The following is a 26,522-nucleotide window of genomic DNA, read 5'->3' on the forward strand; positions in this document are numbered from 1 at the left end:
CAATGTATTCAGCGGATCAGCGACCCGATCCCAATACATTGCTAAAAGCCGCGCGCCGAGAGGCGCGCGGCTGTTTGCGTGTATTTCTGGGAGCCGCACCCGGTGTTGGTAAAACATACACCATGCTTCGCACCGCCCGTGAACGGGCAGAGGAAGGTGAAGATATTGTCATTGGCGTGGTGGAGTCACACGGTCGCGCTGATACCGAAGCCTTGTGTGATGGGGTGGCACGGCTTCCGTTAGCGCCTTTAAAGCACTATGGCCGAACCTTCTATGAATTTGATATTGATGCCGCCCTGGCGCGGCGTCCCACTATTTTGCTGGTGGACGAACTTGCCCACCGTAATATCCCCGGCAGTCGGCACCCGCGTCGTTACCAGGATATTGAAGAGCTGCTGGATGCAGGTATTGACGTGTGGACAACCGTTAACGTCCAGCATCTCGAAAGTTTGAATGATGATGTCGCGCGGATTACTGGGATTCGCATGCGCGAAACGGTGCCTGATGCGCTGTTAGAGCGCGCCCGAGACGTATCGCTTGTTGACTTAACGCCTGACGAGCTCCTTGAGCGCTTAAGGCGTGGCAAAGTCTATATACCCGAACAAGCCCGTGCTGCCATGGAAGGTTACTTTAATGAATCCAATCTCAACGCGCTGCGTGAGCTGGCAATTCAAACCATGGCCGAGCGAGTGGATGCTGATGTTAAAGTGGCAATGGATGCTGGTGGTAGGGCAGGCCCCTGGCCGGTAAGGCCGCACCTGCTGGTGGTGATTAATGGCAGTGAAGACGACGTATCGCTGGTTCGCGCGGCTCATCGGATGGCAGAGCGGCGTTTGGCGGTATGGCGAGCGGTCTATGTTGATAAAGGAATTGCCTCCCCAGAGCAGCAGCTGGCCATTGAACAAGTTTTCAGCCTGGTTACTCGGCTGGGTGGCGATTCAATACGTTTACAAGGGCATAGTCAGCTAAGCGAAGTTCTCAACTATGCACGTTCAATTAACGCGACCACCATTGTGGTAGGCCGCGAAGCGAAGCGTCGCTGGTGGAAATGGTCACGGCCACTGGCCCAACGCTTGATGGCGCATGCCGAAGCGTTCGATATTGTTGTAGTGGCTAAAGGGGCTGTGAAACAACGCGCCAATAGATGGCGGCATGGCTGGAAACTGCGTCCTCCCCAATTACTGGCCACTAGCTTGGCGGTGACGGCATCCCTAGGGGTGGCTGTCATGCTAGAGCCCTGGCTTGAGCTGGCCAACTTATCATTAGTGTTTTTAGTGGCCGTACTGTTTAGTGCCGTATGGGCGGGTACCGCCATGGCGATGTTTAGTGCCATCGCGAGCTTTTTAGTATTTAACTTTTTCTTTACCGAGCCACGTCTAACCTTTGCCATGGTGGAGCGTGGGCAACTGCTGACTGCAGTGTTCTTCTTGCTCGTGGCCGTGGTGGTTGGGCAGCTTGCGGGTAGGGGGCGGCGGCGTTTAATTGCACTGCGTGCTAGCCGCGATCAGACCCAGCTTTTGTTGCGTTATGCCGAACAGCTATCAACCGCGACAGACAGCGCCAGTGCAGCAAAAATTGGCGTTGATACATTGGTGCAGTGCTTTGCGGTGCCTACGGTATTTATTGAAAGCGCCGAAAGCGCGAATGAAGTTCGAGTTGTGCATGCGCTGCCGGATTCGGTCCGTTTGGACATGGCCGCTAAGCAAGCGGCGGTGTGGAGTTGGCAGCATCAAAAGCCCAGTGGTCAAGGCACAGACACCCTGAGTCAACAGGCTTGGCGCTTGATACCCCTGACAGTGCAGGGAGAAAAAGTAGGGATGCTGGCGCTTAAACTGTCGGAAAGCCTAAAAGCGCTCACCTACGAGCGTGAGTCGTTAATGGATACGCTGGTGCGTCAGCTTAGTATGGCGCTAGAGCGCACCCGACTAGTGGCAGAGCTGAACACAACCCGTGTCTCCGAAGAGAACGAACGCCTGCGCTCTGCGTTACTCTCATCGGTGTCTCATGACCTACGTACACCACTCTCTTCTATTATTGGCTCAGCCAGTTCGTTGATTGAACTCAAACCGCAGCTAAGCGATAGCGATCAACGTGAGCTGCTTGATGGCATTTTGTCCGAAAGTGAGCGCCTCAATCGATACATACAAAACTTGTTGGATATGACCCGGCTAGGTCACGGCACGTTAAAAATTGAGCGAGACTGGGTAGCGTTTGACGACGTTATTAATTCAGCGCTCAAACGCTTGGGTCAGTCACTTAAGCATGTCGTTGTCCGCAAGTCCTGGCCTCCTTCGTTACCGCTACTTTATGTCCACCCTGCGCTGGTAGAACAAGCGTTGGTGAATGTCTTGGATAACGCTCAACGTTTTTCACCACCAGGGGGTGAATTGAGCATAAAGGCGCACTTCACTGAAGGTGATCCCGCAACGTTGGTGATTACTGTTGAAGATCAAGGCCCTGGTATTTCCCCCGAGCTACGCGAGCAGGTATTCGATATGTTTTACAGCGGTGGCGACGGCGATAGAAGTGCTCATGGCAGCGGCCTTGGTTTGGCCATATGTCGTGGCATGATTGGTGCCCATGGCGGCACTATTATGGCCGGTACGGGCGAAAGTGGGCGAGGTACCGCGATTATTATAACGCTGCCACTGTTAGGTGCAGATATTAGGAGGGGTGATGAAGAGTGAAGGCAGCGGTCGCATTCTAATTGTTGATGATGAGCAGCAGATTCGGCGATTTCTGCGTATCAGTTTAGCCTCTCAGGGCTACGCAGTATTGGAAGCAGAGAATGGCGAGCAGGCGTTAGCCATGGTGTATACCCAAGCCCCTGACGTCGTGCTGCTCGATTTAGGCTTGCCTGATATGGACGGCCACGAAGTACTGCAGGGTATACGTGAGCACAGTACCGTACCGGTCATTGTGGTATCTGTTCGTGATCGAGAAGAAGAGAAAGTCTTTTCGTTGGATAACGGTGCCAACGATTACGTTACTAAGCCCTTTGGCATTCAAGAGTTACTCGCGCGTATAAGAGCGGTATTGCGCTTGGCCCAGAAAGTTCGGGGAGAGCAAACATCGAGTTACTATGTCAGTCAGGGTTTAGCGATTGATCTGGAGCTAAGGCGGGTCACACTACAGCAAGACGATGTGCATTTAACGCGCAAAGAGTTCGCTGTGTTAGCGCGCCTGTGCCGCTACGCCGGGCGAGTCGTTACCCAGACCCAGTTGTTAAAAGAAATTTGGGGGCCAACGCATGTTGATGATACGCACTATTTGCGCATCGTGATCAGCCGGCTAAGGCAGAAACTGGGGGATGACCCACAAACACCAACCCTGCTTCAAACAGAAGCAGGCATCGGGTATCGATTATTGGTAGAAGCCGCACTGCGCCCTTGAGCGTAGCGCCGCTCTAACAAGGTTAGCGTCGCCAGAACATCGGCGTGAGCAGCACCACGACCGTTAAAATCTCCAGGCGCCCCATTAACATGCCGAGGCACAGTAGCCATTTAGCGGCATCGGGTAGTGTTGCAAAGTTACCTGCCGGGCCAATGGTGTCACCGAGACCCGGGCCTACATTCGCCACTGCAGTGGCCGCACCGGAAAGGGCAGTGACTAAGTCCAATCCCAATGCTGAAAGGCTCAAGGCAAGCACTGCAATCGTAATAAAGAAGAAGAAAGAGAAGGCCACTACGCTGCGGGAAATATCATTGGTCACCGGCTGCTGATTATAGCGCGTTGTAAAAACACCATTAGCGTGAATCAGGTAGCGCAATTGGTTACGCAGCATCAGCATAGCGATTTGGAACCGGAAAATTTTCATACCACCGCTAGTAGAGCCGCTACAGCCACCCATAAACGTAAGATAGAAGAACGCAGCGATAGGTAATGAACCCCACAGCGTATAGTCGTCGGATGCATAGCCAGTGGTGGTCACAACCGAAACGACGTTAAACGTGACGTGGGTGAGCGAGACAAACCAATCATCGCCTTGTAAAACGCGCCATGCGCTAAGAATTAAAATCGCCGTTAGCAGCAGTTTTAACAAACCACGCACCTGTTGGTCTTTCCACAGTGCGCTGCGGGAGGTACGAATAAAGCGAATATATAAGACAAAGGGTAGCGCACCACTCAGCATAAAAAAGCTACCCATCCATACCAACCACGGCTGCTCAGAGTAGGCACCAAACGAGGCGTCAGAGTTCGCAAAGCCACCGGTCGCTAGTGATGTCATTCCGTGAACCACGGCATCTAACGGCAGCATTCCACCGACCCAATAGCTCAGCATGGCCAGTAGTGTCAGCCCCACGTAGATAGTTAGCGTCGCTTTTGCAATACCTCCCGTACGGGGCATTACTTTATCGGACCAATCCGAAGATTCAGTATGGAATAGCCGCATGCCGCCTACTTTAAGAAACGGCAGAATAGCGATGCCCATGACGATAATGCCGATACCACCCATCCACTGCATTAAGCCCCGCCACAGCTTTAGGCCGTCGGATAAATCTTCGATCCCAGATAATATGGTTGACCCGGTGGTGGTAATCGCGGAGACCGACTCAAAGACTGCATTTGTGACGCTAAGTTGGGGCGCACCTAAAATAAGCGGGAGGCTGGCAAAACAGCTGATACTGGTCCAGCTGCCCGCCGTCAATATAAACATTTGCCAGGGCTTCAGCTCCAGCGATACTCGGCGGGTTAGCAACCAAGTGATCAGCGTGGCGCTCAGAATAATGAGAAGCGACATCCCGAACGCGGGAGCGTCAGGATCTTTTTCAATAACCAGAACAATCCAAGGCAGTGTCATAAACATGGCAAGCACTAACCATAACACTGCCATGATTTTAAATATTTGTGCCCAATTGCGGTAAGCGTCTCGATAGTAAATCCCGCTGGGAAAGATGGTCATATATCCGCTCTTAAATTGCCCTAATGTTGATCGCGATATAACACCATGGCAACTACAAAAAGTCCGTAAAAATTCTCTAAAAAAATACTCAAGTGATGAACTCAGTGATGAAAAAACCGGCCCTATCAATAGAGCCGGTGACGAGCAAGGTGCTCAAGCGAGGAATCGGGAGTGGTGTACTGAGTAGTTAAATCCAGGAAGTTAGCCTTTGACGCCCCCAGCGGTTAATCCGCCAATAATCCAGCGCTGACAGATCAAGAACGCAACGGTAATGGGCAGGCCGGAAAGCACAGCAGCAGCGGCAAAGTTGCCCCAGCGCTGGTTGTGGTCGGCAAGGTATTGTTGGGCACCTACCGCCAGGGTGAGTTTGTGCTCATCCACCAGCAGTACTGAGGCCATGGGATATTCCATGATGCTCATCACGAAAGCCAGAATAAAAACCACCATCAAAATGGGAATCGACAGCGGCAGCAGAATGTAGCGGAACGCTTGCCAAGTGCTGGCACCATCGACCATAGCCGCTTCTTCCAGCGAGCCATCAATCGACTCAAAGTAGCCTTTAATGGTCCAGATATGCAGCGCGACTGCGCCCAGTGATGCCACGATCAACGCGCCGTGGGTGTTGATGCCTAACCAGCCAACAAACTGTCCCAGTCGATCAAACAGGGCGTAGAGCGCCACAAGCGACAGTACGGCTGGGAACATCTGGAAAATCAGCATACCTTTCAAAAGCGGTTCTTTGCCTTTAAAGCGCATGCGTGCGAAGGCGTAAGCGCTCGTCGTCGCTAACATTAGAATCAACACCGAAGAAACTACCGCCACTTTTATCGAGTTCCACAGCCACAACAGCACGGGAAAGGGCGGTTGAACAATACTGCCATCCGGGCGCTCCCAGGGAATTCCCAGTGCCAGAGACCAGTGTTCCAACGAGAAATTCTCGGGAATCAAGCTGCCAGAGGCAAAGTTACCCTCGCGGAATGAGATTGAAATCACCAACAGTAGTGGGAAGACAATCAGCGAAACAAAGCAGATCAGTGCAAGGTGAGCGCCCAAGCGGCGCGCGCCCACAGAACGGGGTTGAACCATGGCCATGAGTAACCTCCTAAACCTTAACCTTGGAAAGGCGCAAATTAAGCAACGACATACCCGCGACCAAGAGGAAAATGAGCGTTGCGATGGCGGCTGCCAGCCCAAAGTTCTGTCCGGCATCCTGGAAGGCAATGCGGTAGGTGTAGCTGACCAATAGATCGGTGGTGCCTGCTGGGGTGCTGGCGCCCAAAATGTCAGGGTTGCCGCCGGTTAATAGTGCAATTAGCACAAAGTTATTGAAGTTAAATGCAAAGGCGGCAATTAACAGTGGTGTTAGCGGTTTAATAATCAGTGGCAGGGTAATCTTGAACAAGTTGGTAATAGGGCCGCCGCCATCTACCGCCGAGGCTTCGTAGAGATCTTGGGGGATAGCTTGGATTAGCCCCATGCACAGCAGCAACATATAGGGGTAGCCCAACCACGTATTAACAATCAGCAGCATGGAGCGCGCCAGCCACGGGTCGGTGAACCACTCTGGACGAACACCAAACAGCGTGTCCAGAATCATATTCACTTCACCGAAGTGTTGGTTAAACATGCCTTTAAAAATCAGGATGGAGATAAAGGCGGGCACGGCGTAAGGCAGAATTAACAGCGTGCGATAAACGGCTTTGCCCTTGAGTTGGTCCCACTGCAACAGTGACGCCAGCACAAAGCCAACGGCTAGGGTGAAGACCACCGTCAGTGCGGCAAACACAAAGGTCCACACAAAAATTTGCATGAACGGGCCGCGAATGTCGGGGTCGGTGAATATCTTCGTATAGTTGGTAAACCCTACATTGACTGGCCATCCCGGCGTGATGCTTTCACCGTTATCAGCGATAAAAAATCCGCTAGCGGGGTCGGGGGTAAGAACGCGGTCATCGCGGCGATCATAAAGCGAGCCGTCTTCACGAGCTTCATAGCGATCTACCATAGGGGCAAACTGGCGTAACCCTGCCATACGCAGCTCCGCGCCATCCGGTGTCAGCAGCCTAAGCCCTTGCAGAGAATCACGTGCCTGGATAATAGCGCGCATTCCCAGTGGCTCTTGGGCAGGCGAAGCGTCTACTGCCTGAATGCCTATTTGGCGGGTTTCATGGTTGGCGAAGTTGAGCGGTGAAGAAACGAAACGCTGGGGCGTGTCTGCCTCACTGTTTTCCAGGTATAAGCGGACAAGCTCACCTGCTTGGTAAAGCGTTAGCTCAAACGCGTTGCCTTCCTGTTGATAGGTTTGGCTCATCAACTGGCCGCGCACGCGCTCTTCCGATAACAGGTTGCTTGAGCTGTAATTACTAAAGCTAATGCCGATGGTGTAAAGCAGCGGGAAAATAACAAATACGCCCAGCCCCGCCACGGCAGGAAAAATATACCGGTGGCTCATTAACGTGCGTTTGGTAAACACCACGCCTAGCGAGGCGCCCAGCACTAGAAAGAGCAGCGCGAACATCCACTGGCCGTTAAGGTGAAAGGCGACTACCAGCCATAACAGCGCGATTACCAAGGTGGCAATGACGCAGCGAAGTGCCCAGCGGGTGTAGCGTTCGGTGAGATGGCGAGAGCGGTGGCGGGGAAGGCCACGAGAGGCGTTAGTGGTATACATAGTGACATCCTGAAAGCTGCCCGGTGTTATTGGCTACCGGGCAGAAGGGCAGAAAAAGCTTACTGGCGCATACGCCGTGCAGCGGCATCCAGCGCTTCTTGGGGCGATTGGCGTCCACTGCCGATGTTTTGCAGGGCGGGCTCCATGGCTGCCCAGAAAGCACCCATTTCAGGAATATTTGGCATGGGCATACCGACTTCGGCATTTTCAAGCGTCGCGGCAATGTTAGGATTATCAGCAAGCTCAGCCTGATAATCGATATGAGCAACCGCTCCCAGTGAGCCGTCGCTGTTGAATGTGTGCATGCCCTCTTCGCTAAGCAGGTAGTTTTCTAAAAACTCCACGGCGAGAAAATCATTAGGTGTGGCGGAGTTAATCATTGCCGTCATCACGCCAAACATGGGTTTAGCACGCTCATTGCCCACTTTCGGCAGTAACGCGACGCCGTAGTCAATTCCGCTACGCTCCAGGTTCGGCCAAGCCCATGGGCCGCTAATCATGGTAGCCACTTCGCCCTGGTTAAAGCGGGTGTCCATCAGGTTGTAATCAGTGCCGCGGGGGAGTACATCGCTTTCGATCAACTCAACCAGCAGTTCTGCCCCTTGTAAGGCACCTTCGTTGTTAACGCCTATATCGCTGACGTCATAGCCGCTGTCAGTCTGCTTGAAAGGGTAGCCGCCGTTGGCCGCTAGTAAGGTCCAGCCGTAATACGGCTCGCTGTAATCAAATAAGATGGCCTTTTTTCCGTCTTGAGAGAGCGTTTCGTCAAGCTCCATCAGCTCGGCAAAACTTTCTGGCGGTGTTTCTACCAGGGCTTTGTTGTAAATGAGGCCCAGTGACTCTACCGATATCGGGTAGCCGTAGGTTTCACCATTCCACAGCGCAGCTTCCCAGGTGAAGTCGTAAAACGCCTCGCGGAAGCTGTCACTTGGGGCGACTTGTTTCAATAAGCCGCTTTGTGCCCACTCGCCCATGCGGTCGTGAGCCCAGATGACGATGTCCGGCCCCTGGCCACTTCCTGCCGCCTGCTGAAAGCGGTCGGTAAGGTTATCGGGAAATACCACCTCAACTTCGATGCCTGTTTCTTCACGAAACTGCTCGGCAACCTCACGAATGCCTTCTTGACCTTTATTATCACCCATCCAGATAGTCAGGCGATCGTCCTCAAACGCAACGGCGGGAAGAGCGGCACTGGCAGCCAGCGTGGCGGCTAATAGTGGCATCATAATGGGGCGAGACGTTGCCATAATGTAAATACCTCATTGTTGTTGTCGTAGAGTGCTGCGAATATTTTGATGAGCAGCGCTTTAGTCAGTGCCAGCGTCGCCAATTACGCGCAACGTCACCTCATCCTCAAGGGGCGTAGCGATGGCGTATCCAAGGGGCGTAGAGTGGAATGAAAGGTAACAATAAAGCGGTATAACGTTAGGTGTCGGCATCGGTACTGCTCAGAGACGGCACTACTTAAAGAGAGACGTAAATAACGTTAAAAGACGTAATTGGGGAGGCAACGCTATTTTTTTGTAGTAAAATTACATGTAATGTTGCGTATAATGCCCGATATCAGATAGATTTTAGGTAATCTAACTACATTAGATCATCTAATTATAAATAGGAGCTGAGATGAGCCAGTCACATTCCCCGCTGGGCGATCAGAAACACGCTATCGATTTAGCGCTGTTTGGGGCGCTGGGCGATCTTGCGATGCGCAAGCTGTTTCCTGCGCTTTATCACCTTGACCGTGAGGGCTTAATGCCCGCAAGCACGCGGATTATGGGGCTGGCACGTCAAGCGCATGACACCGCTGCATTCCGCCAATTGGTCAGCGGCGCGCTGCAAAAGCGGCTAAAAAAAGATGAGCAGGATAAAGAGAGTCTCGAGCGTTTTCTAAATCGGCTTGACTATTGCCAGCTGGATTTCAAAAAAGCTGAGGGTTTTGAGCAAATACGTGAATGGCGCGAAGGCTCTGATCGCCCCATGGTGGTTTATTTATCCGTTGGCGCAATGATCTACGGCGATATTTGCCGCAACCTTGAGGCGAGTGGCAGCCTGGATGAGCAAACGCGGGTCATCGTTGAGAAGCCCATCGGCTACGATCTAGTGTCATCAGAAGAAGTTAACGACGCTATTGGAGCCGTTTTTCCTGAGTCGCGTATTTACCGTATTGACCACTATTTAGGTAAAGAAACGGTACAGAACCTGATTGCGCTGCGCTTTGCTAACCCGTTGTTCGGGACGCAATGGAATCAGAACCATATTTCCCATGTAGAAATTACCGTTGCAGAAAAGGTCGGCATTGAAGGGCGCTGGGGCTACTTCGATGATGCCGGGCAGCTTCGCGATATGGTGCAAAACCACTTGCTCCAATTGCTATGTTTGATTGCCATGGACCCGCCTTCCAACCTGGATGCCGACGCGATTCGTGATGAGAAAGTAAAAGTGCTGAAAGCCCTAAAGCCGTTTACCGGTGAGGCTCTGGGACGTGATGTAGTACGTGGGCAATATACCGCGGGCACCAACGATGGTCAGCCGGTACCCGGCTACCTGGAAGAAGAAGGGGCGAATACCCAGAGCCAGACCGAAACCTTTGTGGCAATGAAAACCGAGGTTTCAAATTGGCGCTGGGCGGGTGTGCCGTTCTACCTGCGTACCGGTAAGCGCATGCCTGAAAAACTGTCCCAAATCGTGATCCACTTCCGCCAGCAGCCGCACTACATTTTTGATCCTGATCAGCGGGGGATTGCGTCTAACAAGCTGATCATTCGCCTGCAGCCGGATGAAGGGATCGCGCTTCAGGTGCTCACCAAAGACAGCGGTTTGCATAAAGGCATGCGCCTGCGCCCTGGCCCGTTGCACCTGGACTTTAACAGCGCGTTCCCCAAATCACGTATCCCAGATGCCTATGAGCGCTTGCTACTGGAAGTCATGAAAGGCCAACAGTATCTGTTCGTGCGCCGCGACGAAGTTGAGCACGCTTGGCGTTGGTGCGACCAGCTCATCGACGGTTGGAAAGCCCGCGAAACACCGCCGCGCCGTTATCCGGCAGGCTCTTGGGGGCCGGTCGCCTCCATCGCCATGATTACCCAAGATGGCCGCAGTTGGTACGAGGATTATTAATATGAGCGAAGCACGTCAAGCGCTAGCACAACAGCTGGCTGAAGCGGTCTTCCAGGCATTGGCCGAAGACTTGAGTCGCCAAGAGCGCGCGCTACTAGTCGTCTCGGGTGGCTCTACGCCGGTGCCATTTTTTAAAGCGCTGGCAGCCAAACCGCTGCCTTGGGAGCGCATTGATATCACGTTGGCCGACGAACGCTGGGTGGGTGAGGAAAGTAGCGATAGCAATGCCAAGCTGGTGCGCGAAAACCTGCTTCAAGGAGCGGCTGCGAACGCCAACTTCGTACCGCTAACCTCAGATGCCTCGACGCCGGAAGAAGGGATTGATGAGGTTGTCAAACGCACGGCATCTCTGCCTTGGCCCGCCAGCGTTGTGATCTTGGGAATGGGCGGCGATGGCCATACAGCGTCGCTGTTCCCCGACAGCCTAGAACTAGGTTTAGCGCTCTCTACCGATGAGCCGCTTGTCGCGGTACGTACGCCTAGTCAGCCGCAGCCGCGTATTACCTTCTCGGCAGATCGCCTACATCAGGCGCATCGACATATTTTACATATTACTGGCGATGATAAGCGCAGCGTATTGGCAAACGCCATGAATGGTGATGATGTCCGTAAGCTACCTATTCGCGCGTTTTTATCTTGCCCGTTAGCGATCTACTGGGCGCCGTAACGCCTGGGCTTTCGCCAATAAACGTTTGCCAGTAACACCTGCTTGGAGACTCACTGATGACAATCGATAAACAGCTACCCTCAACGCGCACTGCCGAGCTTGACAGCATTTGCTTAAAGGCTGAGGTCATTCCGGTGATTACCGTTGAGCGTCTTGAAGATGCGGTACCGCTAGGTCGCGCCTTGGTTGAAGGTGGCTTAAGCGTGTTGGAAATTACCTTGCGTACCGACTGCGCGCTGGAAGCAATTAAACGCATGAAAGAAGCGCTGCCGGGAGCCAGCATCGGTGTAGGTACCGTGTTAACGCCCGCGCAATACCGCCAAGCTGAACAGGTAGGTGCGGATTTTGTAGTGACACCCGGCGCGACAGAAGCGCTTTATCGCTATGGCGTAGAGAGCCCGGTGCCGATGTTGCCCGGCGTATCAACGATCTCTGAGCTGATGACAGGCTGGCAGTACGGCTATCGCCGCTTCAAGTTTTTCCCAGCTGAGTCCAGTGGTGGTGCCAAAGCCATTAAAGCCTTTGGCGCGCCGATTCCCGAAGCACGTTTTTGCCCAACCGGCGGTATCACGGTTGATAACGCTGAAACCTACCTGTCACTACCCAATGTTATGTGTGTAGGCGGTTCTTGGCTAACGCCGAAAGCCATGGTTGAAGCAGAGGATTGGGACGGTATTCGCGAGCTGGCCCGTCAGGCCGCTGAGCGTTTTCACCACTAACGAATACGATGTAAATCGACACGAGCACTCTCGTTACTTGCCTCACTGATATCGGGTCGTGTGGGTAAGTCATTTGCCCGAGCATATTGCCATGCTCGGGCTTTTTTATGCGCTCCACCTAACGGCGTAGGGCAGAGAGGGAAAAAGCGTGATAGCCTCAACTTAATCGATTAAGTTAGGGTTTTTTACATTGAATCTCGTCAAATTTACTCCTCTTAGGCCAACGCTGCATTTTACGCCGCCTACTGGCTGGATGAATGACCCCAACGGGCTTGTATATTTCGAAGGGGAGTATCATCTCTTTTATCAATACCATCCCCACGGCACGGTATGGGGGCCCATGCACTGGGGGCATGCGGTAAGCACCGATCTTTGCCGTTGGGAGCACTTGCCTATTGCGCTGGCGCCAGACGCCCAAGGGGCATGTTTTTCAGGTAGTGCCATCGTGGATGAGCATGATGTGACGGGTCTGTTTGATGGCCAGCCGGGGCTGCTGGCGTTTTATACCTGCCACCGAGTGCTTTCCGATGACCCTGAAGATTATGAGCAGTCACAGTGTTTGGCTTATAGCCGCGACAAGGGGCGCACTTGGCATCAATACGCCAATAACCCCGTGCTACCCGCGCCAGGATTTAAAGATTTTCGCGACCCAAAAGTGTTGTGGCATGCCGCTACCCAGCGTTGGGTAATGGCGCTGGCTTGTGGTCAGGAAATTCATTTTTATACCTCGGAAAACCTATTGGACTGGCAGTTTGCCAGTGCGTTTGGCGAGGGCCACGGCGCGCATACTCAGCACCCCTGGGAATGCCCCGATTTGTTCGAGCTGCCAGTGGACGGCGCTAGCAATGGGCAGCTATCTAGCCGCTGGGTATTAATCGTTGGCATTGGGGCTACGCCAGATAATGCCTTTGGCTCGTTCACGCAATATTTTGTGGGCGAGTTCGACGGCCAGCGTTTTACTAACGACCACTCGCCTGATGACGTCATGATGATGGATGAAGGGCGTGACTTTTACGCCGTGCAGAGCTGGTCGAATACTTCGGGGCGCCGTTTAGCCGTGGCTTGGCTGAATAATTGGCAGTATGCCAATCATGCGCCTGAAGCTGGCTGGCGGGGAATGATGAGTCTGCCCAGAGAGTTAACCCTGCGTGCGACATCGAGCGGCATTCAGCTTTGCCAACGTATCGCCAGCGAGTGCCATGAGGCGCTGACAGCCGTACCGCATACTATCCCGCCACAGGCGATGCTGGGTGTTGGGCAATATAGCGTCTTAACCTCGTTGCCACCGGTAAGCCGTGGTGTGCTTGAACTGACCTTAACGGCTGGCAGCCGAGTGGCGCTGTCGCTTCAGCAGGGAGGTCATCAACAGCTTACTCTTGAAGCGGGAGAAGAGGGCGTTGCACTTCGCTACACGCGTAACGGCGTGAACGGACAAGCAGCTTTCGATGACCATTTCGCCTGTGACCATGCAGCGGGCAGCGTTGATGGTTTAACGATCACGCTAGAGTGGTGGTGTGATCATGGCTCGCTGGAGATCCTGGTGAACGGTGATACGCAACAACGAGCGATTACTCAGGTTAGCTTTACAACTCAAACAACAGGCTCGATTGAGGTCAACGTACTGGAAGGAAGCGCAGGGTTGCTCGGTGGCAGTGTGGTATCGAGTAAAGGTGCGGTAGCGCGTTAGTAGGATTTAGCGTGTAATTACATAGTTAAGGGCGTGCTGTTGCACGCCCTTTTTTGCTACAGACGTTACGTATTTCTTAGCGCTTCAATATCACTATGGGTCGGCAGTGCGGCGTAGGCGCCTGGGCGTGTCACTGCGTGAGCACCACAGCGGCAGGCAATATCCACCGCGCGGGTTAGAAAGGCACTGTCCTGGTACCAGTTCTCATCAATGCCGTGCCGTGAAAGCTCAGCCAGCAGGCCGCCAATAAACGCATCACCGCCAGCCGTGGTGTCAACCGCGGTTACCTGGGGTGGTGTGATGGTGTGGTCAAGGCCAACACCTTTCAGCACCACCTTGTTAGGGCCGTCTGTGATTAAAATTACTTTTACCCCAGCGGCTAGCCGCTGAGATAGCCACGCTTCCTGAGAATGCCCGCCACGAAGATAATCAAGCTCCTCCAGTGAGACTTTAACGAGCTCGGCGCTATCCAATAGCTCGGTTACTAGCCAGAGGTCGGCTGACCCTTCGGTCCACAGATTGTGGCGGAGGTTGGCATCCACGCTGACTAAACAGCCCGCGCGCTTTGCCATAGCGGCAATCGCTAAGGTGGTATCGGCAATCTCAGGGTCAGTCAAACTGTTGCTGCATAAGTGAACAATCGCCGGTTGTTCAAACACGCCGTGGGGCAGGTGCTCTAAGCGATAAAGCAGGTCGGCCGCCGGTGGGCGATAAAAATCAAACGTGCGCTCGCCGCTGCTGTCCCGAGAAACAAACGCCAGCGCAGTGCGTGCTTCTTTGGTCAGCACCACACCCTGAGTATCCACACCATGGCTTTTTAGCTCACGAATCAGGAAGTGGCCAAACGTATCGTCACCCACCATGCCTAAAAACTGGCTGGGTACGTTAAGTCGGGCACAGGCAACCGCGACGTTAGCAGGCGCGCCGCCCGCGTAAGGCGTGAAGGTTTCTTGGCCAGTGTCATCGCCTAAGCGGCTGGACAACATATCAACCAAGGCTTCACCGAAAGCAATCACCGGCGTCATAAGTCATTCCTTGTCATTATATTATTAATTGATGAAGGGGTTACGCGACGCAGTGGCCTCGCGCGGCCTCTAACAGCTCGTACCATGTCTCTCTTGAGAGCGTCTCAGGCCCGTCGAGCATGTCACCAATACGTTCAGGCTTCACACTGCCGACAACGGGAATCGGCCGACCAGGCAGTGACCGCAGCCAAGCCAGCGCTAACGCGTTAGAGGTGCCGTTTTGCTCTCGAGCTACGCGGTTAAGAACGTTACCGACGTCGCCTTGCATTAGTGTGCCGCCCGCTAGCGGTGACCACGCCATCGGCCAATGGCCGTCGGCGCATAGATCATCAAAGCTACCATCAAACAGGGGGGCGTTATGGCTAATGGAAAGTTCGATTTGGTTGGCACGTAAAGGGTGGTGCATGGCGTTTTGCAGCCTACGCCACTGACTTGGCAAATGGTTAGAAATGCCCGCAGCGCCAATTTTGCCTGCATCGATAGCGTCATCAAGGGCACGGCCAGTTGCTTCTGCGTTCATTAATAAGTCAGGGCGATGAATTAAAAAGTGATCTAGCCGCTCGACGCTAAGGCGGTTAAGTGCATTGTCAATGGCGCGGCTTAGATAATCCGGGCTGGCGTTGTAGTGTTTCACCTTGCCAGAGCCGTGGGTTGGGTTATCGTTGGCGATGCTCGCTTTTGTCACCACCTTAAGCCGTTTTGATAGTCCGGGGCGCGTGTTTAGCGCGTGACCAAACAGCGTCTCACACGCACCGTTCCCGTAAATGTCGGCATGGTCGAACCAGTGCAACCCCTGCTCGATACGGGCTTCGATCCAGTCGGCGAGATAGCTCGCCTGGTGCATCTCTGGTGCTTCATGCAGGCGCATCATGCCGAGAACAAAAGGCACATCGAAGGTGTGAGCAGGCATGGACATTCCTAATAAGTTAAAAGACTTCTTCGTTATGCAGCGCTTCGGCGGCGCCGAGCAGCCCTGTCCACGGGTGAGTCACAATCCACACGGGAATATCGGCGTTATACGCGCTCATCCGACCTTTGTTCACAAAGCTATCACGCAGTTCGGATTTGGGTAGCCACTCCAGTAGGCGCGGTAAAATCCCGCCGCATAGATAAACGCCGCCTCTAGCTCCCATTGTTAGGGTCGCGTCGCCGCATACATCGCCGAGGATTTTTAAAAAGCGCAGCAGGCTGGCGGTGGCGATAGAGTCACCCTGGTTGGCGGCTTGGGTAACTTCGGCTGGCGTCGTGCAGCTAGGCGTTTGCTCGTTCAGAGCACAATGGGCCTGGTACAGCTCCAGCAAGCCCTGGCCGCATAAAATACGTTCTACGCTGACCCGTTGGTAGCGTTGTAGAAAAACATCCAGCAGCGCCCGCTCGATGCTGTCAGTGGGGGCGAACGTGACGTGGCCGCCCTCGGTGGGAAGCGGTATCCAGGCGTGTTGGCCGGGAAAAACGCCAGCAACGCCCAGGCCTGTGCCGGGGCCAATCACCAAGCGGGTAGAGTGAGACTGAGCCACACCTGCTTGCACTTCCACCAGGTTGTCGGCGTCTACATGGGGTACGCCCAGAGCCTGTGCGGTAAAGTCATTAATCACTTTAAACAGCGATAGGTTCAGCGCCTGCTGAACATCGCTTTTCATAAAATCCCAGTGATTATTGGTCATCTTGACCCGCTCGGCGTGAACCGGGCAGGCAAACGCCAAACAGGCTTCCACCGGTGCATTTTCCCCCGTGGCGCCCACGCGCTCCAGGTAGTCCTGAATCGCGTCGATAACCCCAGGGTAGTCCGCGCAGGGAAGATTAATAATATCGTGGGGCGTCACCTCACCTGGCGTGACGAGCGCCAGGCGGGCATTGGTACCGCCAATATCACCAATTAAGGCCGGTCGCATTAGGCATCCTCTTGAAGAATCTGGCCCTGTTGGCGAGCGAGATCATCGGCTTCAAAGCCGCCCAGCGAGCCTGCGCCTTCTTCGCCACGCATGGCCAGGTGGCGGAAGCCGCTAAACAGTTCGCGGCCTAGGCCAACGTGGTAGTGGTCCAAATTCGCCACTACGCGCTCGCGATCGGCCCAGGTAGCCGCCTCTACTTTGGCTTCCAGCGTACCTGCGTTGGCGTCCAGGCGCACAATGTCGCCGTCGCGCAGTTTCGATAGCGGGCCACCGTCCAGTGCTTCTGGGCTGATATGGATCGCAGCGGGTACTTTACCCGACGCGCCAGACATACGGCCATCAGTCACCAGTGCCACTTTGAAGCCACGGTCCTGCAGTACGCCCAGGAACGGCGTCAGTTTGTGAAGTTCCGGCATGCCATTGGCTTTTGGCCCCTGGAAGCGCACCACAACGATGACATCGCGATCTAAGTCGCCGGATTCAAACGCAGCCTTCATTTCGTTCTGGTCGGCGAAGATTTTCACCGGTGCTTCTACTACACGATGTTCGTCGGCAACGGCGGATACTTTGATCACGCCGCGTCCCAGGTTGCCTTTCATTACTGTTAGGCCGCCAGTCGCTGCGAAGGGGGTAGCGACTGGGCGTAAAACGTTTTCATCTAAGCTGCTTTCTGGGCCTTCGCGCCAAACCACTTTGCCATTTTCCAGGAAGGGCTCTTGTGTGTAGGCCGTCAGGTCGGTGCCGAACACCGTCGGGATATCGCCGTGCAGTAAGCCAGCGCCCAGCAGTTCGCGGAACAGGTAACTCATGCCGCCTGCCGCCTGGAAGTGGTTAATGTCTGCTTGGCCGTTAGGGTATACCTGCATCAGGCTAGGCGTTACGGCGGAGAGATCTGTGAAGTCGTCCCAGTTCAGCGTAATGCCCGACGCAGCGGCCATGGCAATCAAATGCATCGTATGGTTGGTTGAACCGCCAGATGCCAATAAACCTACCACCGCGTTGACGATGGCGCGTTCGTCGATCTGCTTATAGAAAGGGCGGTAGTCGCCGCCAGGTTCAGTGTTGCGAATAGCCTGTTCGGTCGCGTAGCGGGTCAGGGCTTCGCGCATTTCCGTGCCTGGGTTCACAAACGAGGTGCCTGGCAGGTGAAGACCCATCACTTCCATCATCAGCTGGTTTGAGTTGGCAGTGCCGTAGAAGGTGCAGGTACCAGGGCTGTGATAGGAGTCAGACTCCGCTTGCAGCAGCTCTTCGCGGCCCACTTTGCCTTCTGCGTATAGCTGGCGGATGCGCGCTTTCTCTTTGTTCGGTAGGCCGCTGGGCATTGGGCCGGCGGGTACGAACATAGCAGGCAGGTGACCAAAGCGTGCCGCTGCGATAAACAGACCAGGGATAATCTTGTCGCACACGCCCAGATAAAGGGCAGCATCAAACATGTTGTGTGAAAGCCCAACTGCAGCAGCCATCGCAATCACGTCGCGGGAAAACAGCGACAGTTCCATGCCCGGTTGCCCTTGGGTAACCCCATCACACATGGCAGGAACACCACCGGCAAACTGGGCGGTTGACCCCATGGCGCTAGCAGCGGCTTTGATGGTTTCCGGAAAGGTTTCAAACGGCTGGTGGGCCGACAGCATATCGTTGTAAGAAGAAATGATCCCCAAGTTGGCGCTGTTCATTAGCTTCAGGGAGTCTTTCTCTTGGGGGCTACACGCGGCAAAGCCGTGGGCCAGGTTACCGCAGGATAGCTCTGCACGGTGCACACCACGCTTATGCTGGTCCGCCATGCGTTGCTCATAGAGAGCACGCCGCTCAGCAGAGCGCTCACGAATGCGTTGGGTAACCTCAGCAACGGTAGGATTTAAAGTAGCGGGTGTTGAGCTCGGCATAGAGACCTCTGCATGATAGAGACGTTGAGTCAAGTTTGTAGTTATTTTACATCTTTTTGTGTCGATATAAGAGACTTTACGGCAATAAAAACCATATTTGTAGTTTTATTACCCCTGATTAATAGCAACTATCGTCGTAAATGATGATGCTTTTATGAACATTACAGCTAACAGGGCAATCCATCCCCGGAAGGAGCTGTTGCGTGTTGAAGCAGCTTAAAGCGCAAGTATAGCAGCCGCGCTTTTGCTACCATCTGGCGCAAAATGAATTCGATTGCTGCCCTGGAGCTGCTATGCATCCCATCGTTAACCAAGTCACGCCACTTGATAGCCACACTGGCGCATTAACGCTTCGCTATATTGATACGCTCACCAAGCCGCCGGGCAGCCTCGGCCAGTTAGAGGCATTGGCCGTTACGCTTAGTGAGATCACTGGTGAATGTCAGCCAAGCATCACGCCACCGGCGATCATTGTCTTTGCTGCTGATCACGGGGTTGCTGAAGAGGGCGTGTCGGCCTTTCCACAAGAAGTGACGGCGCAAATGGTGGCTAACTTTGCCCATGGCGGGGCGGCGATCAATGTCTTTGCCAGACAAATTGGTGCCCAGATTGAGGTTGTGGATGTTGGTGTTGCGGCACCGCTGGCAATGCCTTGCGTGATTGACGCCAAAGTGCGCGCGGGCACCGCCAATATGGTGCTTGAAGATGCCATGAGCCGTGACGAAGCGCTGGCTGCGTTACAGGTAGGCTGCGAAGCCGTTGAGCGAGCCGTTCAGGCGGGCGCGAAATGTATTATTGCTGGTGAAATGGGTATTGCTAATACCACGGCAAGCAGCGCCATGCTGGCGGCGCTAACCGGTAAGCCAGTGGCCCAGCTGGTGGGCGCTGGCACCGGTATTAACAGCGCTCAGCAGGCCCATAAAGTAGCGGTGATCGAGCGGGCGCTAAAGGCACGCCAAGCCAATGCCGAAGACCCCATGGAGGTGCTAACCAAGCTCGGCGGGTTAGAGATCGCCGCCATGACAGGGGCTTATTTGGCTGCGGCGGCAAACCGACTGCCGGCCATTGTGGATGGCTTTATTGCTACAGTAGCCGCTCTGACGGCCTGCCGTTTATGTCCGGCGGTGCGTGGTTATTTGATTTTTGGACATCGCTCTGAAGAGCCCGGCCATGCCACAGCCCTTGAGGCACTTGATGCATCGCCGCTGTTAGCCTTGGGAATGCGCCTGGGAGAAGGCAGTGGCGCGGCATTGGCGTTTCCGTTATTGCAGGCCGCCGCCGCGATGCTCAGTGAGATGGCCACTTTTGCCGATGCGGGTATTCACGATAATAGTGCGCCATGACTGGGGACTTCATGTATGGCGGAGTCGTTATTGTTGCACTGGCGATTGTCATAGACTTAGTCGTGGGTGACCCGCGTTCGTTGCCGCACCCAGTGGTCATCATTGGGCGTGTCATCAGCGCACTTGAGCAGCGCTGGAACCAGGGAAGTGACAAGCGCCGTCGACTCCTGGGTTTCTTACTCACCGCCACCATTGTGCTGGGCACGTTTAGTCTCGCTTGGCTGAGTTTGGAGCTACTGACTTGGGTGCACCCTTGGCTTGGGCTAGCTGCTGAGCTTTGGTTGCTGGCGACAACGCTGGCCATAAAAGGCTTGGCGGAAGCGGGGCGCGCCATTGCCGTGCCGCTGGCTAACGGTGATTTAGTATCGGCGCGAAAGGCACTTTCTATGGTGGTGGGGCGTGATACCGAGCAACTGGATGAAGCGGAAATTACCCGAGGAGCGGTGGAAACCATTGCAGAAAATACGGTGGATGGCATCACCTCGCCGCTATTCTTCGCGTTTATCGGCGGTGCGCCGCTGGCGCTGGCTTATAAAGCGATCAACACGCTGGACTCCATGGTGGGCTATCAAAACGAACGCTATAGCGACTTTGGTTATGCCTCGGCGAAGCTTGATGATATAGCTAACTGGCTGCCCGCCAGGCTGACCGCACTCTGTTTGTGGGCCGCCGGTGTTCTGATCAGTTGGCAATCATCGGCGCTCTATTGGCGTCGGGCCATGTTGGCCACCTGCCGCGAAGCGCCTCGCCACCCAAGCCCTAATGCGGGGTGGCCAGAAGCCATGGTCGCGAACCTGTTGGGTGTGCAATTGGGCGGCACCAATGTTTATCAGGGCGCGGTTTCTCATCGAGCAACTCTTGGCTCGCCACTGGAAACGCTGAGGTATTCGCATATCAACGCCACCATTAAATTAATGCACGGCGCTTGGCTGCTGTTTTTCTTGTTAATGGCCGTGTTGATGAGTGTATTAACGGGCGTATTAATGGGCTCGGCAGGCGCGGGGATTTCATGGCTATGAGTTGTCAAACCACTGTTCACGAGGCGGCTGATTGGCCAAGCCATGGTGGCCAGGCCGCAGCGCTGCTGAAGCGTTTTGGGCTACCTGCCGATCATATGATTGACGATGTAAGCGCTAACCTTAACCCGCTTGGGCCGCCCGAGTGGCTGGCAAGCTGGTTGGTAACACGGCTTGGTGGGCTTAGCCGCTATCCCTCGCCGGACTACGCCTCAGCCCGGCAGGCCATTGCGGCGCACAACGGTGTTCAACCAGCACAAGTGCTGCTGACCAATGGTGGGGCAGAGGCCATTTTTCTTGCCGCTGCGCTGCATGCCAGTGGGCGTGCCTTATTACTGGCCCCCAGCTTTGGCGAATATGCCAGAGCCTGTTCTGCCCACCGTATTGAAATGACCGAGCATGTATTGCGCGAGCCGCATTTCGCTTGTGATATGGCCGACCTGCTAGAGAAGGCAGTAAACGCCGACGTGGTGTTTCTGTGTCGTCCGAATAACCCAACTGGCACGCTGATACCCATCGATGCAGTAGAGAGACTGCTAGCGCATACGCAGGCTACCGGTACCCAGGTGGTAGTTGATGAAGCGTTTATCGACCTATCGATAGACGTTGAGTCGTTGACGCCGCTGCTTAAGCGTTACTGTCATTTAGTACTGCTACGCTCAATGACCAAGTTTTATACCTTGCCTGGGTTGCGCCTAGGCTACGTGCTGGCTTCGAAAAACATAGTAGACACCATGAGTCACCACCAACCGCCCTGGAGTGTGAACCATCTTGCTGCTGAACTGGTGGCACCGCTGTTAGCGGATAGCGAGTTTGCACGGCTCACCCAGCAGTGGCTGGCCAGAGAGCAGCCACGCCTGGGCAAGGCGTTGCAGGCGCTAGGGCTTGAGGTGGTGCCCAGTCACAGCTGCTTTTTCCTTGTGCGGCCAGGTGTTTTACAGCGTGAACGCGGCGTGACCAGCGCAGACCTGTTTGAACGCATGCTTTATAAAGGACTACTGGCGAGGCATACCCACAGCTTTAAAGGGCTTGAGGGCAGTTGGTTACGCTTGGCGCTGCGTGATGAGTCGGCAAATAACCGGTTGCTAAAGGTGTTGCATGATTGTCTTTGTTAGTGGGGGCGCTCGCTCTGGAAAAAGCCAAGTAGCGGAGCAGCGTGTGCTCAGCGCGGCGGGTGACGCCAACTGCTATTACATTGCCACCGCCAAAGTTTACGACGCCGAAATGGCCGACCGGGTATCGCGCCACCAGGCACGCCGGGAGGGCCAATGGGTGACGCTAGAGGCGCCCCTGGCGATCGACCAAGCCATTGCCCAAGTGCCTGATCACCACGCGGCGCTACTCGATTGTTTAACCCTATGGGCAGGACAAGTGCTGTTTGGCGCTGAGCCAAATGAAGAATTCAGTGATGAGCAAGGCCTAGCGCTGTTGGCTCGCTGCCTGCGTGATGCACAAGCACGGGGGCTAACACTGGTGATTGTATCGAACGATCTTAACGAAGAGCTGATTCCTGATCAGCCGGCTACCTGGCGCTACGTTGAGTTTATCCAGTGCTTACACCGCTGGTTAGCGGCGGAAGCTGACTCAGTGCTTGAAGTCATCGCTGGTTGTGCCATGGAGTGGAAACGATGAAAAATGCGCTGTTCGGCCTAATACTCGCGCTGCAGTTTCTAACCCGAATTCCGCTTCCTATTGCCTGTCCATGGACACCTGCCACCCGTCGCTGGGCAATTCGCGCTTATCCGTTGGTAGGGTTATTAATTGGCAGCGTGCTGGCGTTAAGCGCGCTGCTATTAAGTTTCATAGCGTCACCTGCGCCAATCACTGCGTTGCTACTGCTAAGCCTATGGGTAGCGCTTTCGGGCGGTTTACATCTTGATGGCGTAATGGACCTTGCCGATGCGTTAGGCAGTAACCAACCCCTTGAGCGGCGTTGGGAAATCATGAAGGACGCTCAGATAGGCAGTTTCGGCATCCTGGCATTACTGTTTTTGCTGGCCTGGAAGGGCGTATTGCTTTGGGCACTGTTGGCTTATCAGGCACCGCTGTGGTGGCTGGTGGCCGTGCCTGCATTGGGTCGATTGGCTGGTGTCGCACTGCTGATTTTTACTCCCTGCGCTCACAGCAAAGGGCTCGCATGGAGCTGGCAGCAGTCGCTAAGTGCCCATGATGTTGGCTATGCCTTGCTGCCGTTGGTGCTGCTTGGCGCGGTGTCCCCTGCATGGTTTGCCTGGGGAGTGATTATCATCGTGTGGGTGGCAATCGCCAGAAAGGCAATGCTGCGGCTATTTAACGGCATCAATGGCGATATGGTAGGTGCCACCATTGAAGGAGGAGAGCTTTGGCTACTGGTCTTAATGTGGAGTTGGTGGCAGTTCGCCACGGTATCACCGCTTGGAATTTAGAGCGCCGCTACCAGGGGCAGCGCGATATTCCGCTGCTATTTCCTGATGCAGAAGCGGGGCTGCTGGCACTGCGTGACGCATTGGCAGAAGAGTGCTTTGACGCTGTTTATTCAAGCGATTTAAACCGCTGTCAGCAAACCCTTGAGTGGTCGCAGGCGGCAAAGCCGGGTATGCCGCTGTATCTAGAACCACGATTACGGGAGCTGGATTTTGGTGACTATGAAGGCAAAGTTTACGATGAACTAAAAGACTTACCCCATTATCGCGCCTGGATTGACAGCGTGGGTGAGCTGCAAATTCCCGGCGGTGAATCTTCCGGCCAGCTACGTGAGCGTTTAAATGCTTGGCTTGAAGAGGTGGCGGCGCACGCCCGCGAACATCATTATCAGAAAGTGCTGGTTGTTACCCACGGCGGGGTAATACGCGAGTTGCGGCGTCGCTTCGAAACCATTGGTTTTTGGGAAGGCATCGTTCATCAAGCACAAGGACGGCGTTGGCAACTGACGTATCTAAAACGTGAAGATGGCAAAGGAGAGTGGCAATGCAGCTGTTCATCGGCGGTGCCTGCGCAGGTAAGCGCGATGTTGTAAAAGCACGCTTTCCCAGCGCTGTTTGGTGGCGGCTTTCTCCAGGGCAGCGTTTACACGAAGTGACCCACATCATGCAGCCCAATGTGCCGCTCGTTCTGCACGGTGTGTTTGAGTGGTTAGCGGCAGTGCTGCACTCTGATATGAGCAGCGATGCGTCGCGCGCTCTGTGGCGGGGAGATCTGGAAAGCTTGGCCACCGCCGCACAAACCCATGGCGTGACGCTGGTGGTCATCATGAATGAGTTAGGGCGAGGAATCGTCCCCATGGCCCGAGACCAGCGTCGCCTGCGTGATTTAAGCGGCTGGTTTAGCCAAGACGCTGCCGCCCAATCCGAGCAGGTCTGGCATGTACGACATGGGCTCGTGCAGGCGCTTAAAGCCTAGTCGGTTAAATTGACCAGCCCCTAACAAGTTGCTAGTTTACGCGCACTCTCAGGTGCTGATGGCCATTGTCGCCATCAGTTAAACGGGAAGTTGGTGAACACTTACGTGAATCCAACGCTGCCCCCGCAACGGTGATCGAGATAAGAACGGCTAAAGACGCCACTGTGCTAACGCATGGGAAGGTGGTCGTTCGGAAAGGCATGATGCTGTTATCCGCTTTTCGCTCGTCAGCCCGGAGACCGGCCTAAGAGGCATGGTGCTATAGGACCACAACATGCCGAGACGCGGAGGGCGTGCTCAGGGTGATATCGCTAGCTTAGGCTGCCGATCTCCCTATCATCCCTCTGCCCGGTCAAAAAAATACGCTGTGCGGGTGAGCACAGTGAGCAAGGGATCTCCTCATGTCTTACCGTTTTCATTCCACCGCCACGCTGGCGGCGTTTGCGATGGCTGCATTGCCCATGGCCGTTCAAGCCCAATCGAGCGCACAGCCAGCTGCGAATACATTAAACCCCGTTGTTGTTACCGCCGCACTTGCGCCGCGTACTGCCAATGAAAGCCTGTCCTCGGTGACTGTACTGGATGAGGCAACGTTACGCCGCCAAGATCCGGTAAGTATTACCGACCTGTTGCGCGGCCAGCCTGGGGTGGATGTTTCTACAAATGGCAGCTTTGGTAAAAACAGCAGCGTTTTTATTCGCGGCAGCGGTAGCGGCCAAAATGTCCTGTTGATTGACGGGATTCGTCTTCGTTCTGCCACCAGTGGTGGGGCTGCCTGGCAGCATCTGGAACCGCGCATGTTTGATCGTGCTGAAATTGTGCGTGGTCCGCGTGGCAGCCTATACGGTGCTGACGCAATTGGCGGCGTTATTCAGTTGTTTACCCCCCAAGGCGAAGAAGAGGGTCCGCAACCGCGTATTTCTGTCGGTGGTGGTTCGTTTAATACCCAGCGCCTGAGTGCCGGCATTAGCGGCAAAGAGGGCGGCACCCGCTATAGCTTTTCCACTAGCCACTTCACCACGGATGGTCAACCGATTCGACGCGATGGCGACGATAAGGGCTATGACAACACCACGGCGTTAGCGCGGGTATCTCACACCTTTGAAAGTGGTGCAGAAGCGGGCGTGTTGGCGCTTCGTGCCCGTGGTCATAACGAATACGATGGCGGTGAAAACGATTTCGTTCAGCAGGTGGCGGGTGTCTACGGTGAGCTGCCGATAACCGATAACTGGCGCAGCCGCTTAACACTCAGCGAATCTCGTGATGAAAGCGATAACATCGATAACTTTGGTGACTCCGTGTTTAACACCAAGGTGAGTACCGCGCGCTGGGAAAACACCTTAACGGCGGGTGCCCACGAGCTGATTGCAGGCGCTGAATACAGCGAAGATCGCGTTAATAGCACTACGGCGTACGATGAAACTAGCCGTAGCAACGCGGCGGTATTTACCCAAGCCTTGCTCGATTTTGCGCCGTTTACTGTGCAAGCCAGCTTGCGCTTTGATGACAATGAAGCTTACGGTGAAGAAGTCACTGGCAGCGTAGGCGTAGGCTATGACCTAGACGGCCACCACACCTTGCGTGCCAACTACGGTACAGCCTTTAACGCACCCACTTACAACCAGCTCTACTTCCCAGGCTTTGGTAATCCCGACTTAGAGTCTGAAACTTCGCAAAGCATTGAGGTGGGCGTGCGCGGTCAGTACGGCCATTGGTTCTGGGATGCGGCACTCTATCAAACCGATATCGACAACTTGATTGCTGGTCAGGGGTTGCTGTTTAACGTACCCGAAACCCGTATTCGTGGGGCTGAGCTGGCCGCTGGCGTTGAGCTCGACGATTGGACGCTAGCTGCCGCGCTGACCTACACCGATCCTGAAAACCGCCTAACCGGTAAGCGCCTGCAAAACCGCGCCTCACAAAGTCTTCGCTTAGACGTAGACCGTGAACTTGGCGACTGGTCGGTGGGCGGCTCCTGGATTGCTCAAAACCACCGTTATCGTGATGCGCAGAATCAAGACCGCTTAAGCGGTTACGGGCTGGTTAACCTGCGTGCAGGTTGGCAGTTTGCCCCACTGTGGAGTGCGCGAGTAACGTTGGAAAACGCGTTGGATCAAGATTACATTACAACGCGCTCGTTTGATGGTGCCGACTACATTAACGCAGGCCGAGCAGGGTTTTTAAGTGTTCACTTTGGCCAATAAAAAAGCGAATC

22 protein-coding genes and 1 riboswitch are annotated in these 26,522 nt (G+C 54.6%); of the genes, 14 read left to right on the forward strand and 8 right to left on the reverse strand.

What is annotated here, in order from left to right; all coding sequences use genetic code 11:
- The first annotated feature begins 2 nt into the window (after nucleotides 1-2).
- Both ACN06F_RS06800 and ACN06F_RS06805 read left to right on the forward strand, forming a co-directional pair.
- The gene (locus ACN06F_RS06800) at nucleotides 3-2,687 is read left to right on the forward strand and encodes an ATP-binding protein (protein WP_433924891.1); all 2,685 of its coding nucleotides are present in this window, start codon (nucleotides 3-5) and stop codon (nucleotides 2,685-2,687) included.
- The gene (locus tag ACN06F_RS06805) at nucleotides 2,677-3,393 is read left to right on the forward strand and encodes a response regulator (protein ID WP_433924892.1); all 717 of its coding nucleotides are present in this window, start codon (nucleotides 2,677-2,679) and stop codon (nucleotides 3,391-3,393) included. The genes ACN06F_RS06800 and ACN06F_RS06805 overlap by 11 nt, the downstream gene beginning before the upstream one ends.
- 22 nt (nucleotides 3,394-3,415) lie before the next feature.
- Here the strand turns inward: ACN06F_RS06805 and ACN06F_RS06810 are convergent, their stop codons facing one another.
- The 4 genes from ACN06F_RS06810 to malE form a co-directional block, all read right to left on the reverse strand.
- A complete protein-coding gene (locus tag ACN06F_RS06810) occupies nucleotides 3,416-4,903 on the reverse strand; it encodes a TrkH family potassium uptake protein (protein ID WP_253487560.1) in 1,488 nt (495 codons plus the stop codon).
- A gap of 201 nt (nucleotides 4,904-5,104) precedes the next feature.
- On the reverse strand, nucleotides 5,105-5,995 hold the full coding sequence (malG, locus tag ACN06F_RS06815) for a maltose ABC transporter permease MalG (protein WP_089037962.1): 891 nt from the start codon (nucleotides 5,993-5,995) through the stop codon (nucleotides 5,105-5,107).
- A gap of 10 nt (nucleotides 5,996-6,005) precedes the next feature.
- A complete protein-coding gene (gene malF / locus ACN06F_RS06820; RefSeq protein WP_038483304.1) occupies nucleotides 6,006-7,574 on the reverse strand; it encodes a maltose ABC transporter permease MalF in 1,569 nt (522 codons plus the stop codon).
- Between the two features lie 59 nt (nucleotides 7,575-7,633).
- Nucleotides 7,634-8,821: a maltose/maltodextrin ABC transporter substrate-binding protein MalE gene (gene malE / locus ACN06F_RS06825; RefSeq protein ID WP_433924893.1), complete on the reverse strand. Its 1,188-nt coding sequence runs from the start codon at nucleotides 8,819-8,821 to the stop codon at nucleotides 7,634-7,636.
- Between the two features lie 376 nt (nucleotides 8,822-9,197).
- Here malE and zwf point away from each other — a divergent pair, with 376 nt between their 5' ends.
- The 4 genes from zwf to ACN06F_RS06845 all read left to right on the forward strand — a co-directional run bounded on the left by zwf (nucleotide 9,198) and on the right by ACN06F_RS06845 (nucleotide 13,764).
- Nucleotides 9,198-10,691 carry a glucose-6-phosphate dehydrogenase gene (gene zwf, locus ACN06F_RS06830; RefSeq protein ID WP_089037965.1) on the forward strand — a complete coding sequence of 498 codons (1,494 nt, stop codon included), beginning with the start codon at nucleotides 9,198-9,200 and terminating at the stop codon, nucleotides 10,689-10,691.
- A 1-nt stretch (nucleotide 10,692) separates the two neighbouring features.
- On the forward strand, nucleotides 10,693-11,358 hold the full coding sequence (pgl, locus tag ACN06F_RS06835; RefSeq protein ID WP_433924894.1) for a 6-phosphogluconolactonase: 666 nt from the start codon (nucleotides 10,693-10,695) through the stop codon (nucleotides 11,356-11,358).
- Between the two features lie 56 nt (nucleotides 11,359-11,414).
- Nucleotides 11,415-12,077: a bifunctional 4-hydroxy-2-oxoglutarate aldolase/2-dehydro-3-deoxy-phosphogluconate aldolase gene (locus ACN06F_RS06840; protein WP_038483316.1), complete on the forward strand. Its 663-nt coding sequence runs from the start codon at nucleotides 11,415-11,417 to the stop codon at nucleotides 12,075-12,077.
- A 190-nt stretch (nucleotides 12,078-12,267) separates the two neighbouring features.
- Complete coding sequence (locus ACN06F_RS06845) at nucleotides 12,268-13,764, forward strand: glycoside hydrolase family 32 protein (protein WP_433924895.1); 1,497 nt, start codon at nucleotides 12,268-12,270, stop codon at nucleotides 13,762-13,764.
- Nucleotides 13,765-13,829: 65 nt separating this feature from the next.
- Here ACN06F_RS06845 and ACN06F_RS06850 read toward each other — a convergent pair whose 3' ends face one another.
- From ACN06F_RS06850 to edd, 4 genes are read right to left on the reverse strand one after another with little or no spacing between them, the layout of a single operon-like run.
- Entirely contained in the window at nucleotides 13,830-14,789 is a 960-nt protein-coding gene (locus tag ACN06F_RS06850) for a carbohydrate kinase family protein (protein WP_433924896.1), read from the reverse strand.
- A gap of 40 nt (nucleotides 14,790-14,829) precedes the next feature.
- Nucleotides 14,830-15,699, reverse strand: a complete 870-nt coding sequence (locus ACN06F_RS06855; RefSeq protein WP_433924897.1) for an aldo/keto reductase — start codon at nucleotides 15,697-15,699, stop codon at nucleotides 14,830-14,832.
- Nucleotides 15,700-15,715: 16 nt separating this feature from the next.
- Complete coding sequence (gene glk, locus ACN06F_RS06860; RefSeq protein ID WP_433924898.1) at nucleotides 15,716-16,681, reverse strand: glucokinase; 966 nt, start codon at nucleotides 16,679-16,681, stop codon at nucleotides 15,716-15,718.
- Nucleotides 16,681-18,570 carry a phosphogluconate dehydratase gene (gene edd / locus ACN06F_RS06865; RefSeq protein WP_089037972.1) on the reverse strand — a complete coding sequence of 630 codons (1,890 nt, stop codon included), beginning with the start codon at nucleotides 18,568-18,570 and terminating at the stop codon, nucleotides 16,681-16,683. The genes glk and edd overlap by 1 nt, the downstream gene beginning before the upstream one ends.
- 293 nt (nucleotides 18,571-18,863) lie before the next feature.
- Between edd and cobT the strand changes: the two genes are divergently transcribed.
- From cobT to ACN06F_RS06905, 8 genes are all read left to right on the forward strand, one after another.
- Nucleotides 18,864-19,913, forward strand: a complete 1,050-nt coding sequence (cobT, locus tag ACN06F_RS06870; protein ID WP_433924899.1) for a nicotinate-nucleotide--dimethylbenzimidazole phosphoribosyltransferase — start codon at nucleotides 18,864-18,866, stop codon at nucleotides 19,911-19,913.
- On the forward strand, nucleotides 19,910-20,932 hold the full coding sequence (gene cbiB, locus ACN06F_RS06875) for an adenosylcobinamide-phosphate synthase CbiB (protein ID WP_433924900.1): 1,023 nt from the start codon (nucleotides 19,910-19,912) through the stop codon (nucleotides 20,930-20,932). The genes cobT and cbiB overlap by 4 nt, the downstream gene beginning before the upstream one ends.
- Nucleotides 20,929-22,044: a threonine-phosphate decarboxylase CobD gene (gene cobD, locus ACN06F_RS06880; RefSeq protein ID WP_433925106.1), complete on the forward strand. Its 1,116-nt coding sequence runs from the start codon at nucleotides 20,929-20,931 to the stop codon at nucleotides 22,042-22,044. The genes cbiB and cobD overlap by 4 nt, the downstream gene beginning before the upstream one ends.
- On the forward strand, nucleotides 22,028-22,561 hold the full coding sequence (locus ACN06F_RS06885; protein ID WP_433924901.1) for a bifunctional adenosylcobinamide kinase/adenosylcobinamide-phosphate guanylyltransferase: 534 nt from the start codon (nucleotides 22,028-22,030) through the stop codon (nucleotides 22,559-22,561). Before cobD ends, ACN06F_RS06885 begins: the two co-directional genes overlap by 17 nt.
- The gene (cobS, locus tag ACN06F_RS06890) at nucleotides 22,558-23,334 is read left to right on the forward strand and encodes an adenosylcobinamide-GDP ribazoletransferase (RefSeq protein WP_095604268.1); all 777 of its coding nucleotides are present in this window, start codon (nucleotides 22,558-22,560) and stop codon (nucleotides 23,332-23,334) included. The genes ACN06F_RS06885 and cobS overlap by 4 nt, the downstream gene beginning before the upstream one ends.
- Nucleotides 23,271-23,924 carry a histidine phosphatase family protein gene (locus ACN06F_RS06895; RefSeq protein WP_095604267.1) on the forward strand — a complete coding sequence of 218 codons (654 nt, stop codon included), beginning with the start codon at nucleotides 23,271-23,273 and terminating at the stop codon, nucleotides 23,922-23,924. The genes cobS and ACN06F_RS06895 overlap by 64 nt, the downstream gene beginning before the upstream one ends.
- Complete coding sequence (locus tag ACN06F_RS06900) at nucleotides 23,876-24,307, forward strand: bifunctional adenosylcobinamide kinase/adenosylcobinamide-phosphate guanylyltransferase (RefSeq protein ID WP_038483350.1); 432 nt, start codon at nucleotides 23,876-23,878, stop codon at nucleotides 24,305-24,307. Before ACN06F_RS06895 ends, ACN06F_RS06900 begins: the two co-directional genes overlap by 49 nt.
- A 33-nt stretch (nucleotides 24,308-24,340) precedes the next feature.
- A riboswitch (cobalamin riboswitch) is annotated at nucleotides 24,341-24,569 on the forward strand.
- 139 nt (nucleotides 24,570-24,708) lie between these two features.
- Nucleotides 24,709-26,511, forward strand: a complete 1,803-nt coding sequence (locus ACN06F_RS06905; protein ID WP_433924902.1) for a TonB-dependent receptor domain-containing protein — start codon at nucleotides 24,709-24,711, stop codon at nucleotides 26,509-26,511.
- Nucleotides 26,512-26,522 lie beyond the last annotated feature (11 nt).

The organism is Vreelandella sp. 21, from assembly GCF_050995515.1.
Taxonomy (GTDB): Bacteria; Pseudomonadota; Gammaproteobacteria; order Pseudomonadales; family Halomonadaceae; genus Vreelandella; species Vreelandella alkaliphila.

Coding starts and splice junctions, on each gene's coding strand:
- ACN06F_RS06810 (WP_253487560.1), bottom strand. CDS start 4,903: ATGACCATCTTTCCCAGCGGGATTTACTATCGAGACGCTTACCGCAAT.
- ACN06F_RS06885 (WP_433924901.1), top strand. CDS start 22,028: ATGATTGTCTTTGTTAGTGGGGGCGCTCGCTCTGGAAAAAGCCAAGTA.
- glk (WP_433924898.1), bottom strand. CDS start 16,681: ATGCGACCGGCCTTAATTGGTGATATTGGCGGTACCAATGCCCGCCTG.
- cobT (WP_433924899.1), top strand. CDS start 18,864: ATGCATCCCATCGTTAACCAAGTCACGCCACTTGATAGCCACACTGGC.
- pgl (WP_433924894.1), top strand. CDS start 10,693: ATGAGCGAAGCACGTCAAGCGCTAGCACAACAGCTGGCTGAAGCGGTC.
- ACN06F_RS06800 (WP_433924891.1), top strand. CDS start 3: ATGTATTCAGCGGATCAGCGACCCGATCCCAATACATTGCTAAAAGCC.
- ACN06F_RS06805 (WP_433924892.1), top strand. CDS start 2,677: ATGAAGAGTGAAGGCAGCGGTCGCATTCTAATTGTTGATGATGAGCAG.
- ACN06F_RS06850 (WP_433924896.1), bottom strand. CDS start 14,789: ATGACGCCGGTGATTGCTTTCGGTGAAGCCTTGGTTGATATGTTGTCC.
- malG (WP_089037962.1), bottom strand. CDS start 5,995: ATGGCCATGGTTCAACCCCGTTCTGTGGGCGCGCGCCGCTTGGGCGCT.
- cbiB (WP_433924900.1), top strand. CDS start 19,910: ATGACTGGGGACTTCATGTATGGCGGAGTCGTTATTGTTGCACTGGCG.
- zwf (WP_089037965.1), top strand. CDS start 9,198: ATGAGCCAGTCACATTCCCCGCTGGGCGATCAGAAACACGCTATCGAT.
- cobD (WP_433925106.1), top strand. CDS start 20,929: ATGAGTTGTCAAACCACTGTTCACGAGGCGGCTGATTGGCCAAGCCAT.
- ACN06F_RS06905 (WP_433924902.1), top strand. CDS start 24,709: ATGTCTTACCGTTTTCATTCCACCGCCACGCTGGCGGCGTTTGCGATG.
- cobS (WP_095604268.1), top strand. CDS start 22,558: ATGAAAAATGCGCTGTTCGGCCTAATACTCGCGCTGCAGTTTCTAACC.
- malE (WP_433924893.1), bottom strand. CDS start 8,821: ATGGCAACGTCTCGCCCCATTATGATGCCACTATTAGCCGCCACGCTG.
- ACN06F_RS06840 (WP_038483316.1), top strand. CDS start 11,415: ATGACAATCGATAAACAGCTACCCTCAACGCGCACTGCCGAGCTTGAC.
- malF (WP_038483304.1), bottom strand. CDS start 7,574: ATGTATACCACTAACGCCTCTCGTGGCCTTCCCCGCCACCGCTCTCGC.
- ACN06F_RS06900 (WP_038483350.1), top strand. CDS start 23,876: ATGCAGCTGTTCATCGGCGGTGCCTGCGCAGGTAAGCGCGATGTTGTA.
- edd (WP_089037972.1), bottom strand. CDS start 18,570: ATGCCGAGCTCAACACCCGCTACTTTAAATCCTACCGTTGCTGAGGTT.
- ACN06F_RS06855 (WP_433924897.1), bottom strand. CDS start 15,699: ATGCCTGCTCACACCTTCGATGTGCCTTTTGTTCTCGGCATGATGCGC.